Annotated in this window: 12 protein-coding genes; 6 read left to right on the forward strand and 6 right to left on the reverse strand. The window is 46.3% G+C overall.

Annotation, left to right across the window (positions count from 1 at the left end; translation table 11 throughout):
* Positions 1-52: 52 nt before the first annotated feature.
* The 3 genes from nirB to ACK8OT_RS08425 all read left to right on the forward strand — a co-directional run bounded on the left by nirB (position 53) and on the right by ACK8OT_RS08425 (position 3879).
* Positions 53-2623 carry a nitrite reductase large subunit NirB gene (gene nirB / locus ACK8OT_RS08415; protein WP_410196057.1) on the forward strand — a complete coding sequence of 857 codons (2571 nt, stop codon included), beginning with the start codon at positions 53-55 and terminating at the stop codon, positions 2621-2623.
* On the forward strand, positions 2620-2955 hold the full coding sequence (gene nirD, locus ACK8OT_RS08420) for a nitrite reductase small subunit NirD (protein WP_410196058.1): 336 nt from the start codon (positions 2620-2622) through the stop codon (positions 2953-2955). Before nirB ends, nirD begins: the two co-directional genes overlap by 4 nt.
* Positions 2956-3066: 111 nt before the next feature.
* Positions 3067-3879, forward strand: a complete 813-nt coding sequence (locus ACK8OT_RS08425; protein WP_410196059.1) for a formate/nitrite transporter family protein — start codon at positions 3067-3069, stop codon at positions 3877-3879.
* A gap of 189 nt (positions 3880-4068) precedes the next feature.
* On the opposite strand, the gene ACK8OT_RS08430 is transcribed toward ACK8OT_RS08425, so the two are convergent.
* Both ACK8OT_RS08430 and ACK8OT_RS08435 read right to left on the reverse strand, forming a co-directional pair.
* Complete coding sequence (locus ACK8OT_RS08430) at positions 4069-5037, reverse strand: hypothetical protein (protein ID WP_410196060.1); 969 nt, start codon at positions 5035-5037, stop codon at positions 4069-4071.
* Positions 5038-5210: 173 nt separating this feature from the next.
* On the reverse strand, positions 5211-5729 hold the full coding sequence (locus ACK8OT_RS08435) for an MgtC/SapB family protein (RefSeq protein ID WP_410196061.1): 519 nt from the start codon (positions 5727-5729) through the stop codon (positions 5211-5213).
* Positions 5730-6180: 451 nt separating this feature from the next.
* Here ACK8OT_RS08435 and ACK8OT_RS08440 point away from each other — a divergent pair, with 451 nt between their 5' ends.
* The gene (locus tag ACK8OT_RS08440) at positions 6181-7329 is read left to right on the forward strand and encodes a GGDEF domain-containing protein (protein ID WP_410196062.1); all 1149 of its coding nucleotides are present in this window, start codon (positions 6181-6183) and stop codon (positions 7327-7329) included.
* Positions 7330-7503: 174 nt separating this feature from the next.
* Positions 7504-8472 (forward strand): cysteine synthase A, encoded by a 969-nt coding sequence (gene cysK, locus ACK8OT_RS08445; RefSeq protein WP_410196063.1) that lies wholly within the window; start codon positions 7504-7506, stop codon positions 8470-8472.
* A 63-nt stretch (positions 8473-8535) separates the two neighbouring features.
* On the opposite strand, the gene ACK8OT_RS08450 is transcribed toward cysK, so the two are convergent.
* From ACK8OT_RS08450 to ACK8OT_RS08460, 3 genes are all read right to left on the reverse strand, one after another.
* Positions 8536-9195, reverse strand: a complete 660-nt coding sequence (locus ACK8OT_RS08450; RefSeq protein ID WP_410196064.1) for a substrate-binding periplasmic protein — start codon at positions 9193-9195, stop codon at positions 8536-8538.
* Positions 9196-9519: 324 nt separating this feature from the next.
* Positions 9520-11169 carry a glucose-6-phosphate isomerase gene (gene pgi, locus ACK8OT_RS08455; RefSeq protein WP_410196065.1) on the reverse strand — a complete coding sequence of 550 codons (1650 nt, stop codon included), beginning with the start codon at positions 11167-11169 and terminating at the stop codon, positions 9520-9522.
* Between the two features lie 302 nt (positions 11170-11471).
* Positions 11472-12137 (reverse strand): spermidine synthase, encoded by a 666-nt coding sequence (locus ACK8OT_RS08460; RefSeq protein ID WP_410196066.1) that lies wholly within the window; start codon positions 12135-12137, stop codon positions 11472-11474.
* 164 nt (positions 12138-12301) lie between these two features.
* Here ACK8OT_RS08460 and ACK8OT_RS08465 point away from each other — a divergent pair, with 164 nt between their 5' ends.
* Positions 12302-13252: a bifunctional GNAT family N-acetyltransferase/hotdog fold thioesterase gene (locus ACK8OT_RS08465; RefSeq protein WP_410196067.1), complete on the forward strand. Its 951-nt coding sequence runs from the start codon at positions 12302-12304 to the stop codon at positions 13250-13252.
* Between the two features lie 202 nt (positions 13253-13454).
* Here ACK8OT_RS08465 and ACK8OT_RS08470 read toward each other — a convergent pair whose 3' ends face one another.
* Positions 13455-15137, reverse strand: coding sequence for a YhdP family protein (locus ACK8OT_RS08470; protein ID WP_410196068.1), 1683 nt, complete (start codon positions 15135-15137; stop codon positions 13455-13457).
* Positions 15138-15168 lie beyond the last annotated feature (31 nt).

A 15168-nucleotide genomic window follows, 5' to 3' on the forward strand; every position in this document is an offset into this window, starting at 1 on the left:
ATTCTTTTTTGCTTTTACATTGCCGCCATAAGCATAAAAAACTGAGGCAGCAATGAATAAAATGAGACTCGCAATAATTGGCAATGGCATGGTCGGGCACCGTGTGATTGAAGAGCTTATCGACAAATCGCCAGCATCCCAATTTGACATCACGGTACTGTGTGAAGAGCCGCGCGTGGCGTATGACAGAGTGCACTTGTCATCGTATTTTTCTCATCATACTGCCGAAGAGTTATCGCTGGTTAAACAAGGCTACTATGAAAAGCACAACATTAATGTGCTGATTGGTGAGCGTGCTATCACCATTAACCGCGCTGAAAAAGTTATTCATACCCAGACGGGTCGCGCGGTTTATTACGATAAATTGATCATGGCAACGGGCTCATACCCATTTGTGCCGCCGATCAAAGGCCATGAAAGCAAAGACTGTTTTGTTTACCGCACCATTGAAGATTTAAAAGCCATTGAAGCCTGTGCCCGTCGCAGTAAAAGCGGTGTGGTTATCGGTGGTGGCTTACTTGGCCTAGAAGCGGCAGGTGCCCTTAAGGCCCTAGGTGTCGCAACCCATGTGATTGAGTTTGCGCCAGTATTGATGGCGGAGCAGCTTGATGGCCAAGGCGGCAACATGCTGCGCCGTAAAATTGAAAGCTTAGGCGTACAAGTTCATACCAGCAAAAATACCCTTGAAATCATCCCCCAAGGTGAGCAAGCGCGCAACACCCTAACCTTTGCTGATGGCACATCGTTAGAAGTGGATTTTGTGGTGTTCAGCGCCGGTATTCGCCCGCAAGACAAACTCGCAAAACAGTGTGGCCTCGCCACCGGTCGTCGTGGCGGTATCGTCATTGACAACCAATGTATGACCTCTGATCCCGATGTGTTTGCTATTGGCGAATGTGCCTCATGGCAAGAGCAGTTTTTTGGCCTTGTTGCACCGGGTTATAAAATGGCCCAAGTCACCGCTGATACCCTGTTAGGCAATGACAATGCCTTTTTAGGGGCGGACATGAGCGCCAAGCTAAAGCTGCTAGGTGTGGATGTAGGCAGCATTGGTGATGCGAATGGCCGCACACCGGGTTGTCGTAGTTATGTCTATAGTGATGAAAGCCAAGATTTATATAAACGCATTGTGGTGTCAGAAGACGGCAAGCGCTTACTGGGTGCAGTGCTGGTGGGTGATGCTTCCGACTACAGTAACTTACTGCAATACAAGCTCAATGATATTGAACTGCCAGAGCACCCTGATAGCCTGATCCTACCGGATCGCGGTGGCTGCGGCGGCGCTAAATTGGGCGTGGATGCGCTACCTGATGCGGCTCAAGTGTGTTCTTGTTTTGATGTGACTAAAGGCGATATCGCCAACGCCGTGGCGCAAGGTCATACCACCATGTCAGCCATTAAGCAGGAAACCAAAGCGGGTACAGGTTGTGGCGGTTGTGTGCCATTAATCTCGCAAGTGTTGAATGCGGAATTAGCCAAGCAAGGCATCGAAGTTAAAAACCATTTATGTGAGCACTTTGAATACTCGCGCCAAGAGTTGTTCCACCTGATTAAGGTGGAAGGCATTAAAACCTTTGACGCCTTGCTAGCCAAATACGGCAAAGGTTACGGCTGTGAAGTGTGTAAACCCACAGTTGGCTCGCTATTAGCATCTTGCTGGAATGATTACGTGTTAGCTCCGCAACATAACGGTTTGCAAGACACCAACGATATCTTCCTTGGCAACATGCAAAAAGACGGCACTTACTCGGTGATCCCACGTATGGCCGCAGGTGAAGTGACGCCGCAAGCCCTCGGCGTATTGGCGCAAGTGGCGCAAGATTTTGAGTTATATACCAAGGTAACCGGTGCGCAGCGTATCGGCTTATTTGGCGCGCGCAAAGAAGACCTACCGAGCATTTGGCAGCGTTTGTTAGACGCGGGCTTTGAAACAGGACAAGCCTACGCCAAAGCACTGCGCATGGTGAAAACCTGTGTCGGCAGCACTTGGTGCCGTTTTGGCGTGCAAGACAGCGTGGGCTTAGGGGCAATCCTTGAGAATCGCTACAAAGGCATTCGCACCCCACACAAGATGAAGTTTGGCGTGTCGGGTTGTACCCGTGAGTGCGCCGAAGCTCAAGGTAAAGACCTAGGGATTATCGCCACCGACGCGGGCTGGAACATGTATGTGTGTGGTAACGGCGGTATGAAGCCACAACATGCGGTGCTGTTAGCGGCGGATTTGGATCAAGCTACCCTAATGCAATACGTCGACCGCTTTATCATGTTCTACATTCGCACCGCCGATAAATTAACCCGTACTTCGGTTTGGTTAAATAACCTGGAAGGCGGCATTGATTATCTGCGTGACGTGATAGTGAACGACAAGCTTGAGATTAACGACCAGCTAGAGCAAGACATGCAGGGCTTAATCGACAGCTATCAGTGTGAATGGGCTGCGACCCTATCTGATCAAGAGCAATTACAACGCTTTGCACACTTTATTAACTCAGATTTAGGTGATGACAACGTGCAGTTTGTGCCTGAGCGTGGCCAGAAGCGCCCGGCGTTTGCCAGTGAAAAGGTGCCTACATATCGGATTGAACTTGGCGATGCTAAGCAAAAACAGGAGGAGCCAGCATGAGTAAGCAACAACTATGGGTAACGGTTTGTGACATCGACCAGATCACCCCAGCAACCGGTGTTTGCGCGCTAGTGTCGGGTCATCAGGTCGCTATCTTCCGACCTTATCAAGACGAGCAAGTGTTTGCCATCGACAACATGGATCCCTTTGCCCAAGCGAATGTGTTGTCGCGTGGCATTATTTGTCAGCACCAAGACGAATTGTGGGTGGCATCACCACTGAAAAAGCAGCGCTTTAATTTGCGTGACGGTCGTTGTTTGGATAATCCCGCCTTTGCGGTTGCCGCTTATCAAGTGCGAGTTAATCAGGGGCAGGTGGAAGTTCAGATCTAACAGCTGAGATTGCATTGCCCTAATGTGCCTTGCTGGGCCGAGTGTTGCAGCAAGGGCATTTCACAATTCAATTTTATTTTTAATTTTAACTCTAAGCACAAGGACGAATTTATGTCGTATGTAAAACCCGCTGATGTCGTACAAACCATGATCGACGCCGGCCAAACTAAAGTCTTGATGTCTACTCGCGATACCATTATTCGCGGCATGATGGCGGGCGCCATTTTAGCTATTGCGGTTGCGGTCGCGATCACCACCGCAGTGCAAACTGGCGTGCCGATTGCGGGGGCACTCGTGTTCCCGGTGGGTTTTGTGATCTTAAATCTAATGGGTTTTGACCTGTTAACTGGTGTGTTCGCACTCGCGCCGTTAGCCTTGTTTGAAAAGCGCAAAGGTGTTGATAAAGCCGGTATTTTACGTAACTGGTTGCTGGTGGCTTTGGGTAACTTAATTGGTGCTGTGGGCATAGCCTTTTTAGTGGCGTTAACCTTTACCATGAACTTTAGCGTCGATCCGGGCGCGGTGGGTCAAGCGTTTATTAAGGCTTCGACTAGTCGCACTCTAGGTTTTGCTGAACACGGTGTTAACGGTTGGATCACGGTATTTGTTAAGGGTGTTTTGTGTAACTGGATGGTGTGTTTAGGCGTAGTGGGTGCCATGGTATCGAAATCAGTGAGCGGTAAGGTACTGGCGATGTGGTTCCCAATCTTTATCTTCTTCGGTCTCGTGTTTGAGCACGCGGTTGTGAACATGTACCTATTCCCACTTGGCATGATGCTAGGCGCTGAGTTCACTATTGTGGATTGGTTAGTGTGGAACCAAATCCCTGTGACCTTAGGTAACCTAGTGGGCGGCTTGGTATTTACTGGCTTAACCCTTTACATCACTCACGGTCGCACTCTGCCTGCACGTGATGTTGCCTAATCGTGTGATTTGGATTTGAAGGGGCCAATTGGCCCCTTTGTTTTACCTGAGCTTGCAGCCATAGCGTATCAATAATCCGCAAAAACGCGGTGAATATGTCCCTATACGCTCTGCGTTTTCATCCTTGAAAACGAAGTTTTGCTACTTATTGATACGATATTTAATTGCAATATTTTTACCTAGGGTCTGTTAATTAAAGGCCAGTTTCACTAAAGGTCCTGCCTTGAGCTCGGCGCGTATGCTCGCCGTTTCCCCCTGCAGTTTTTCTTCATCACGCTCAATATCAGCATCGCTACCGACCGCTTCAGACAAACTTGAGTCGAGTAAGGCGGCTTCAATCCATTGGCTTAGTTCGCTGATTTGCTGCTGTAGTTCATCTTCTTCACTGGCAAATTGCTTGCCTTTTTCCATCTCATGCAAGGCGGTAACCGCGCCGCTGACAAAGCAGTTAACGCGATTGCTGGCAAAGTGCAGGGCGTTTTTGTTGTTGCTTTGCTGTTTATCCAATACAGCCAAAAGATAAGCGGCATTGATTAAACGCTGGATTGCTTCATCGGTATCGGCCGGAATGCGTGACGAGGTTTGATGATAATCAAGCCACAGACAAAACATAGTGCCCGCGTTAAAGTCGGCATCGGTGATCAGGGCGCGGCGCTCAACCAAACTGGGCTCAGGCAAAGCCATATGGCCAAACATCACTTGCGATACTTGGTGGAAATACACCAGTAAAACCGTATCTAACGCTAAGGTCATGCTGGCGGGATCGGCTTGATTTAAATCGGCAAACCAGCAGGAAAGGCTGGTTTCTTCTTTGCCTAGCTTAGATTTGGCGATTTTTTGCGCCTTGGCGCATTGGTCTAAATAAGCCAGCTCTAATGCTACCGACAGCGCACTGGCGGCTAAGGTTTGGCTATTTTGAAGTTGATAATGATTGCTGGTGTCAGCCTTGGTTATTTGATGTTGCCACTCGCTGTTGCTGGCGGGCATCAGTTCAATTTGCCAACCTTGCGGGATAAGCTTGTGCTGGTTGAGCTGCTGATTGAAAAAGCGAATTTCTTCATCGCTTTGCTGGCAAACTTGATGGGCCAAGCCTAAAGCTGTGCCGGTTAAAGTGGGGTAAGCGGCGGCAAATGCGGCCAAATCAGGAAAGCTAGTCATGGATAACACTCATCAAAATCAGAAGCGCTAAGCTTAGCGCAGCTGCGTGTCGGGGTACAGAGAGATGATGACAGGCATCCTCAATTGCCCTTGGTTACTTATTTCGCCAGCCTATTCAACAGTTAGAAAATCATATCGGCAAGGAGTTGGCTGGCAATGATCCCTAAAACCGTTTAATCGGTGCTCGCTGGCGTCGCCTTGGTTTTGTTTAACTTATGCTTGGCTTTAATGCGCTTGCGGGTCAGGCTGTAAAAATGGGCATGAACGCCACGGCGCATAAATTTAAAGCTGTGCTCTAACAGATCTACCCCCACCAAGATCAGCAGTACAAGGCAAGTCAGTAGCAAGGCAAGATGATGATACCCCACGCCTATCATTAAGCCGATGGCGGCAAGCATCCAAATACTGGCGGCAGAGGTGACGCCCATCACTTGGCCATCACGTGACATCATTACACCAGCCCCCAAGAAGCCAACGCCGGTGATGATTTGACCGTAGATACGGGCTTGGTCTAACGAATGGGGTGACAGCGAAATACCGATTTTTAAAAAGCTGTAAGTACCCAGCACGATCAAGCAGGCGGTGCGGATCCCCACAGGTTTGCCGCGATATTGACGTTCAAAGCCAATTAAGGCTGCACATAAAACGCAATAACCTATGCCATACCAGTCAAATGGGTAGGGATTTAACATGATTTCTCCTTGCGCCATTGATGAGGAACTATGGCTAATGTGATCGAGCTAACGGTATGATGACTGCGGCAATATGCGACTAACTTTGTGCTGGGGCAAGTCTTAATTTGCTGAAAAATTTTGTGGCTGAAATGCAATTTTTTAAACGCTGTTGTGATTGCGCAGGGGGACTTCAGAGAGAGGTGCTTTGCCGTTTAAGCCATATGCTATGTTTTATGTCTCATAACTTGCTCATACAAAACTGCGTAGCTTCTTTAACTGCCTACGCGTGTTGTACAAGACGTGAAGAGATGAGTCTATAATTGATCAGGTTAATCACTGGTTGGCTAATTGACCTAGTCGACTTATCATTGAATTTATTAATAATTTAGCGCTTACATGTGAATAATGGCAATTGCACAAGGTTATTTGCTGGCTAAAGTGAATCAAATCTATAGGAATGCCATTTAACATGGATGTATTTTCACTCGACATCAGAACGCTTAATTTTATTACTGTTTTATTTTCTATTATCTACTGCATAGGTTTGCTGTTATTTCAAGTTGCGCAACAGCCAATCACTGGGCTATCACTGTTTTCGTTTTCTATTTTTGTCATTGGCTCAGGCCCCTTGCTGCTGAGTTTTCGTGGCGTTACCCCTGATTACCTGAGTGTGATTGTTGCCAATATGCTTATCGCCCTTGGTTTTCACCTGACGCTTTACAGTATTTCTTTATTTCGAGATTACTCCTTACGGCTGGCCTACTGCAGCGCATGGATGTTGTTACTGGTACTTGCTGGTTTTATTTACTTTACCTATGTTGAGCCGTCGATCAAATGTCGAGTTGTAGTCGTTAGCGTTTATCTTGCTTTTGTCACCATTAGTACAGCTGTTGCAGTTATCCGAGGTCGAAATCAAGATCTATCATTAGCCAAACACATGATGGGAGTGACCTTTTTGGCTTATGGTTTGTTTATGTTGCTAAGAGCCCTATTGACGGCATTGGGTGAGGAGATTAATAGCTTTATGAGTGCTAATCTCCTGCATCAACTGACCTTTTTATTTAGTATTGTACTGATCGTTTCGATGAGTTTTTCCATGCTATGGCTGATTAACGCGCGATTAGTCAGCTCAATTCATAAGCTTTCTTATCTAGACCCGCTAACACAATTGCAAAATCGACGGGCTCTGGATGCCGCCATACCTCAGATTCGCCAGCAGGTAAGTCATGCACCTGTCTGTATGCTTTTGTTAGACATAGATAATTTTAAATCTATTAACGACCAGTATGGCCACTTAATAGGAGATGACGTTCTTAAACTTGTCTCCAATACCTTGCGACGTGTATTACCTGCTTCAGCAGGGGCCTTTCGTCTCGGTGGCGATGAAATATTGGTTATTCTCACGGATAATAATTTACAACAAGCTCAGGAATTTGCTGAATCCTTGCGGCAAACTATCAGTCAGCTGACGCTGCTGGAATACCCCGATTTTCATGTCACATCAAGTGTGGGGATTGCTCAGCTAGCGGCTAATGAGAATTGGAAAATGTGTGTTGAGCGGGCTGATAAAGCCCTCTATCGGGCGAAGAAATCGGGTCGCAATAGGGTCTCTGTGTAGCCATTAGCTTGGGTATAGGTAAGGCTGTAAACTCAACATATTAAGATACGCACTGAGTATGTTGGTTATAAGATATTAGAATATAAAATTAGCAAAACTAAGGTTTTCTGATATAAAGAGATAAGTAGATTTAGCGTAGGTCGGATACGCATTTAACAACATTAGGAAAATGTGATGAGCAAGTTGTTTGACGATAATTCTTTAACGATAGGCAATACGCCTTTAGTGCGTTTGAATCGCGTTACCAAGGGCCGTGTTTACGCCAAAGTAGAAAGCAGAAACCCTAGCTTTACTGTTAAATGTCGTATCGGTGCCAACATGATTTGGGATGCCGAACAAAAAGGTAAGCTTAAAGAAGGCCAAGAGCTTATCGAGCCAACCAGTGGCAACACAGGTATTGCCCTTGCTTTTGTGGCCGCGTCACGTGGTTACAAACTTACTCTTACCATGCCTAGCTCAATGAGCTTAGAGCGCCGTAAGTTGCTTAAAGCATTAGGGGCGAACCTAGTGTTAACCGAAGCCGCCAAGGGCATGAAAGGCGCAATTGATAAAGCCAACGAAATTGCGGCGAGCGATCCTGAGAAATACGTTTTGCTACAGCAGTTTGAAAACCCAGCTAACCCTGCGATCCACACCATGACCACAGGCCCAGAAATTTGGGATGCGACGCAAGGTGAAATTGATGTATTTGTAGCTGGTGTAGGTACGGGTGGTACTATCACGGGCGTAAGTCGTTACATCAAGCAGCAGCGCGGTAAAAACATTGTGTCGGTGGCGGTAGAGCCGGAAGATTCTCCGGTCATTAGCCAAACCTTAGCGGGCGAAGAAGTTAAACCAGGCCCACATAAGATCCAAGGTATCGGTGCGGGTTTTATTCCTAAGAACTTAGATTTACGCGTTATTGATCGCGTTGAAAAAGTCGGCAATGACGAATCGATCGAAATGGCGCGTCGCCTAATGAAAGAAGAAGGTATCCTAGCGGGTATTTCTTCTGGTGCAGCTGTGGTGGCGGCATCACGCTTAGCAGAGCTAGATGAATTTAAAGATAAAGTGATTGTGGTTATCTTGCCAAGCTCGGGCGAGCGCTATCTAAGTAGTGCGTTATTTGAAGGTATCTTTGACGAGCAAGATCTAGTGCAATAAGTACTAATACCGAACTGAAAAGACCGCGCTAAGCTTATTGGCGCGGTTTTTTTATGCCTAAAATTAGTGGTTTAACTCTATATATTCAGTGCTGTTTTTGCTTTGTTCGAGCGCCCGTTGCCATTGTTCAATGGTGCTATCTGGGGTCTGGTGGTGAAATGCGATATAGAGATCGACCTGATAAACCTTCATGCCTGTTACTTGGACTTCATCGGTAGGGGTGGCGTTTTGCACTAATAAATCCCACAAAGCCCTCGGGCTACAAGTGATCAGCTCTACTCTTCTTTTCAATAACATATTGATAGTGCTAGATGGGCTATTGCTTAAGTGCAGTTGGTTGAACCCCATATTCGTGAGAATGGCTTGTTCAGGAAAGCCGCGTGTTAAGGCAATTTTGGTGTCTTTAGGTAACTGACTGATATCGTTATATTGGTTATGATCCATTTTATGCTGGCACAAAGATACGCTATCTCGCATCAATGGCCCTACCCACTTAAACTTATCTTCTCGCTCTGGGGTTCTCGCGATCAGAAAAATCGCCGAATTAGGATCGCGTAAAGCATGCTTATAAGCCCTAGCCCAAGGTTTGACCTTAATGGTATCGGGATGATTGAGGATCAACATCATCTTTCTAACCAGATCGACCGCTTCCCCATGTATATCGCCATGATCGTCGATGGTGAAAGGTGGGAAATGCTCTGAGTAAAATTGAATTTTGCTCACCTGCGCAATCGCGCCAGTGGTGCACAAAAGGTATAAGCTCAGACAAAGTAAGGGAGTCCGAAATGGGGTTATCAGTCGAGAATAAAGCAAAATAACTCCATGAGAATTCAAATAGGATGTTATTAACATATACCTTATTGAGTGCGTACACAATCTTGGTTTTTGACTATATTTTTAGCTTTGGATGATCCCATCGCGAGATAAACACGATTAATTAGCGTGTTGCGGCTGAATGTGTATGTGCTGGATTGCAGGGCGAGGTTGATGTGGGTGGATGGCCATACGATACAGCCGGTGTGACTGTACCGTACGGCTAAGCTTGAGTTAGCGCCAAGCTTTAAATTGATTAATTAATCCATTGGTTGAAGCATCGTGGCTGGCAACTGGCGTATTGTCTTGTAGCTCAGGTAGGATTTGATTCGCTAATTGTTTACCTAGCTCCACTCCCCATTGGTCAAAGCTAAAGATATTCCAGATAACACCTTGCGCGAAAATTTTGTGCTCGTACATGGCGATAAGCTGGCCTAACACGCTTGGGGTGATCTTTTTCACTAAGATAGAGTTGGTGGGCTTGTTCCCTTCAAATACTTTAAACGGGACTAAGTGTTTTACCTCATCCAGTGACTTGCCTGCGTTAATAAACTCTGCCTCTACCTGTTGCTGGCTTTTGCCAAAAGCAAGCGCTTCGGTTTGGGCAAAAAAGTTAGATAGCAGCTTAGCGTGATGATCACCCGCTGGGTTGTGGCTAATGGCCGGTGCGATAAAGTCACAAGGAATTAATTTAGTGCCTTGGTGGATAAGCTGATAAAACGCATGTTGGCCATTGGTGCCCGGCTCACCCCAAATAATAGGCCCAGTTTGATAATCAACGGCTTTGCCGGTGCGATCGCAGTTTTTACCGTTGGACTCCATGTTGCCTTGCTGGAAGTAGGCTGCAAAGCGGTGCATGTATTGATCATAAGGTAAAATAGCTTCTGAATCTGCGCCGTAGAAGTTGTTATACCAAACCCCTAGTAGCGCCAAGATAACCGGCATGTTCTGCTCAAAGTCAGCATTTAAAAAGTGCTGATCCATTTGATGTGCACCGTCGAGTAGCTGCTCAAAGTTGTCGTAGCCAATCGTTAACGCAATCGATAAACCGATCGCAGACCACAGTGAATAACGACCGCCAACCCAGTCCCAAAACTCAAACATATTGTCGGTATCAATACCAAACTCAGCCACGGATTTGGCATTGGTAGAAAGGGCGGCAAAGTGTTTAGCCACAAATTCAGGCTGTTTGGCAGAGGCTAAGAACCAATCACGAGCACTGTGGGCGTTGGTCATGGTTTCTTGGGTCGTGAAGGTTTTTGAGGCAATTAAAAATAGCGTGGTTTCTGGATCCACTTTCTTTAAGGTTTCGGTGATGTGGGTGCCGTCCACATTGGAAACAAAGTGCGCGTTGATCCCTTCAACCTTGTAGGCATTAAGGGCTTCGGTGACCATGTAGGGGCCTAAGTCTGAGCCGCCAATGCCGATGTTTACAATATCTGTGATGCGTTTGCCGGTGTAGCCTAACCATTCGCCAGAGTGGATTTTATGGCAGAAGGCTTTCATCTTGGCCAGCACTTGGTTAATACCCAGCATCACATCTTGGCCATCCACAAGGATAGGGCTGTTGCTGCGGTTACGCAGTGCGATATGCAGTACCGCACGGTTTTCGGTTTGGTTAATCTTCTCACCACTAAACATGGCGTTAATGGCGCTTTTTAAATCCACTTCTTGGGCAAGCTGATTTAATAATTGCAAGGTTTCTTCGGTGACTAAGTTCTTAGAATAGTCGAGCAATAGCTCATCGTTAAGCTGACACGACAACTGGGCAAAGCGATTTGGATTTTGTTGGAACAAATCTGCTAGCTTGATATTACTTTGGTCAAAGTGAGCCTGCAGTTTTTGCCACGCTTGTGTGGTTGTTGGATTAACGGTGTTAAGCATATAGTGGTTACCTGATTTTAAGAAAATAAAGAAATAATAGTCACTTATAAAAATTGTAATAAATAATTATGACAAAATAGTAAAAGATTTTAGCCCAAAGTCCAGGGTAACGCTTTTGCTGAGCATTGGCGTTGCATCTAGAAGGCTATTTTGCCCTTGTTATCATGTAAAACCATGATCCAGTTCCCATAACCTGTCTATCTTAACGCAACTAATTGATCTTTCAGGAGCTTGATATTGTAACAAAGCGTATCAAGGGCTTGAGCAAACTGTAGATTGCGCGTTTGAGCGTGCTATTGCTCTTACTCGCTCGTTTTTTTATTTATTATAATTAAATGGTTACGCATGTTTTCCAGTTTGATGATTCGACTGGGTTGTAACCCCGCTTGCTGACACAGGCTGACTACTTGGGTTATTTCATCTGGCGTTCTCGGCAATAAATTGATGATCATGGTTTGGCTAAATTTGCGATGACAGAGTTGATAAAACGCCGTTTTAAAGAGACATGCCGGGCTACCAAAATCACTAAATAAGTCGCATAGCAGCACATCGGCTTGAGGTAACTGTGCTAACTCAGTGGCCGCATCGCCATGGATCAAGGTAACAGGGTGTTGTGTCGGGTTAAAGTATTGGCTAAACCAATCAAGGGCAATCGTGCTGAGTTCAACGCAAGTGTAATTTAGCTGGGGATGTCGCTGCATTAAGTAGCGGATCAGACTGCCCCCGCCTAAGCCCAGTTCAATTATGCTGTTAAAGTTTGCGGGTAAATGCTCAATGAGCTGACGATGATAGTTAAACATCAGCTGTGCTGGCTCTGCCTTGGCCATGATGCTTTGCACCACGGTGTCTAAGGTAAGCCAAAGGTATTCTTGATCTTCAAACAACACCCACTGCTGGGCGTCTTGGTGAAGTAAGTGTTTAACTTGGGCTTGGGTTAAACGATTTATCAGTTGCTGATCGGTTAACATAAGCGATCCTCTAGGTGAGCATGGTTGTAGTATAAATTATTGTTTTTATATGTAAATTATTTGTCACAGCGAGGTGCTTTGATGGCTTTAACTTTTGCGGAGCAAGAGGATTGAATATTGCGCTCAGGCTAGGCAATATAGACCAGTCTAAAAGGAGATCCAGCTTGTATCATATATTTGAACCAACTACACCGGCAGAGCTAGAGCATTACTTCCATTTTCGTTGGTCTATTTTGAATGCACCTCTGCAGTTGCCCAAAGGCTCTGAGCAGGACGGTTACGATCCCCATGCTCTGCATCGCATGATCCAAGACAAAGATGGCCAACCCCTAGCGGTAGGGCGAGTATATGTCACCGATGCCGATGAAGCGCAAATACGTTATATGGCCGTTGAGCCGAGTCATCGTGGCAAAGGTATTGGCTCATTGTTAATGAAGTCTTTAGAGCAGGCTGCACGGGATGCGGGTGCCAAGCGCATCGTGTTGTTGTCTCGAATTAAAGCCATTCCATTTTTTGAAAGACACGGCTATCACGCCGCCCAACGTGAGCCTCACCGCATGGAAGGCACCCAGTTATTGCAGATGATCAAGCAACTGACACCTGCAAAAAGCCTACTTCGCACCCCTGAATTATGCTTGGAGCTAGAGCGGGTTTGGGCCGAGCAAATCCCCATTAGTGAAAAAATGGGCATTACGGTTTATCAATACACGGGTGAGCGCTTTGAAACACGCGCCAGTTTACACGCCAATGTGAATACCAAGCATGCCATGTTTGCCGGCAGCATTTACAGTCAAGCCACGCTAACAGCGTGGGGTTTATGCTGGCTGAAAATGAAAGAGCAAGGCTTTGATGGTGAAATTGTCGTGGCCAAAGGCGAAATAGCTTATCGCCAGCCGGTCACCGAGTTGCCGCGTGCCGTGATCTTAAAAGATAACATAGATGGTAGTTTTGAAGGCTTGAAAAAGGGCGTTAAAGTCAAAGTTAAAATGACGGTATGCATTATCAGTGGCGAACAAAATGCGGCTGAATTTGAAGGGTTGTTTATTATCTTGCCCAAAGCCGAGCGCCATCAGCAGGATAATTTAGGCGCTCAGTTTGCTGTCGTGGCGGATTAAGTTGATTTGTAGGACCTGAGCTTTGGATAAGCTATATCGTATGAATAATCCGCAAAAACGCGGTGAATATGTCCCTATACGCTCTGCGTTTTCATTCCTGAAAACGAAGTTTTGCTATTTATTCATACGATATTTATTGGCTGGCTCCATTAACCAGAATTGAGGTTAGTTAAAGTTCGCTGAGCAAGCTCAGCTCCTAGAATTAATCTAACCGGATCACGCTGGTTTCGGGTTGATCTATGGTCACCCCTTCAACTACCACGGGCGTTGAAGGGACCAATTGCTGCAGCGTCATTGGATTTAGGAAGTCTTCGTTTAACTTGCCTTTGATACTCAATCGATCCGCTTTCATACCCTGATACAAGGTTTCATTAATCGTCAATTCAAACTCTGCTGCTTGAGACCATTGCGGTGGAATGCTCAGAGCACGTCGGTCTTTTACCAACTGTGCGTTAGTTAGATTAAGGCTGACGCCCCGTACCGATAGCGGTAAGTCATCGGCAAACGAGAGTAAATTGAGGTTATACAAATCGAGCTTATCTATATTTAGTTGGTTAATGGGCAGCAATGAAGGCTCAGCTGCTACCTTATCCGCAGGGGTAAGCCATTGTGGCTGAATGCCAATATCTAAATCTCGGGCGGTAAAGTGTTTGATATGAATGTCAGGATAGCGCTGCAAACTGAGATCAAACAAGGCTGAAAAGTGGCCGTCGAAGCTGTTGCCTTGAACTTGGTAGAAGTCCCATTTTGCGCTTTGTACTCGGCTTTTTACCATTAAGTCGGTGATGCTGGTGCCGGCGAAATACACTTCGCGCGCACTCAAGTTAAATAAACTATCGAGCTGCTCAACTTGGCTCAGATCTAACCAGTGACCAGCGCTCAGTAGAGGCAGGTTTTTCATATCAATGGCTAGCTTATTAAAGGTCAGAGGTAAATTGGCTTCATAACTGGTGAAGCTAATATCATCCAGCAAAATGGCCTTGATCTTAAGGTTTTCTAATATCGCTTGCTCGGCGCTAGTGACTGCGGCGGGCTGTGCTTGAGGATGGGGCTCGATGGGTAAAAAGTTGTCCAGCAAGGCTTGGTTATATTCAATGTTCAGGCCGGTTAATTCGAGCTGATCAACCTGCATTGAAATCGGTGGCACGATATTCAGCTCTAAGGTGCTGCGTAACTTGCCTTTACGGTGCTGGCCACTTAATTTAGCCACGCTCAATTGTTGTTGCTGCAAGCTGGCCGCGACAAACACATCTTGAATATCAACATCACGGATCGCCACATTGACTATGGCTAGTTCGAGATCCAGTTCTGTGTCTTGAGCCAACAGCTTATGATCTGCGATGATTTTTAGGTCGTGCAAGTTTAAGGTGAGATCCGATACCTTAATGGGTGGCATGCTGCTCAAAGCAATGTCTGCCGTTAGGTGATTAATCGCGATTTTTTCTATGTTTAGCGACTTAATGCCAAGGGGATCGTGATCTGTGGTTGATGGCGTGGTTTGGCTTGCTTGAGCCGCAGCCGACAAGGCTCCATCCGCGATATGAAATTGGGGATCTTCAACGATAATTTGCTCAATGCTAAACTCACGCGCAAACCAACCCTGAGTGCTGAGTCTTAGCCAAGCTTTAGGGATAATGGCGATGGGCTGAGCTTGGTCGGGTGAGCTTAAGTTTAGCTGCTCAAAGGTGAGTAGGGTGGGCTCGGTGAGATTCCATACAATGTTTTCAACCGCGAGATCATAGCCCCATTGCGTCTTGGCCCAATGCTTGATGTCGTCGCGATAATCATTGGCGTCAAACAGCAATGCAAACAGACTGATGATCACAAAAACGGTCAGCAGCAAGCCTGCGCATAAGCGTATTACTAATCGACCTGTTGGGCTCATTGCTGTTTCCCCTGTTTAATTCGTTATTAGT

The organism is Motilimonas thetidivivens, assembly GCF_046452435.1.
GTDB lineage: Bacteria > Pseudomonadota > Gammaproteobacteria > Enterobacterales > CBDFNC01 > Motilimonas.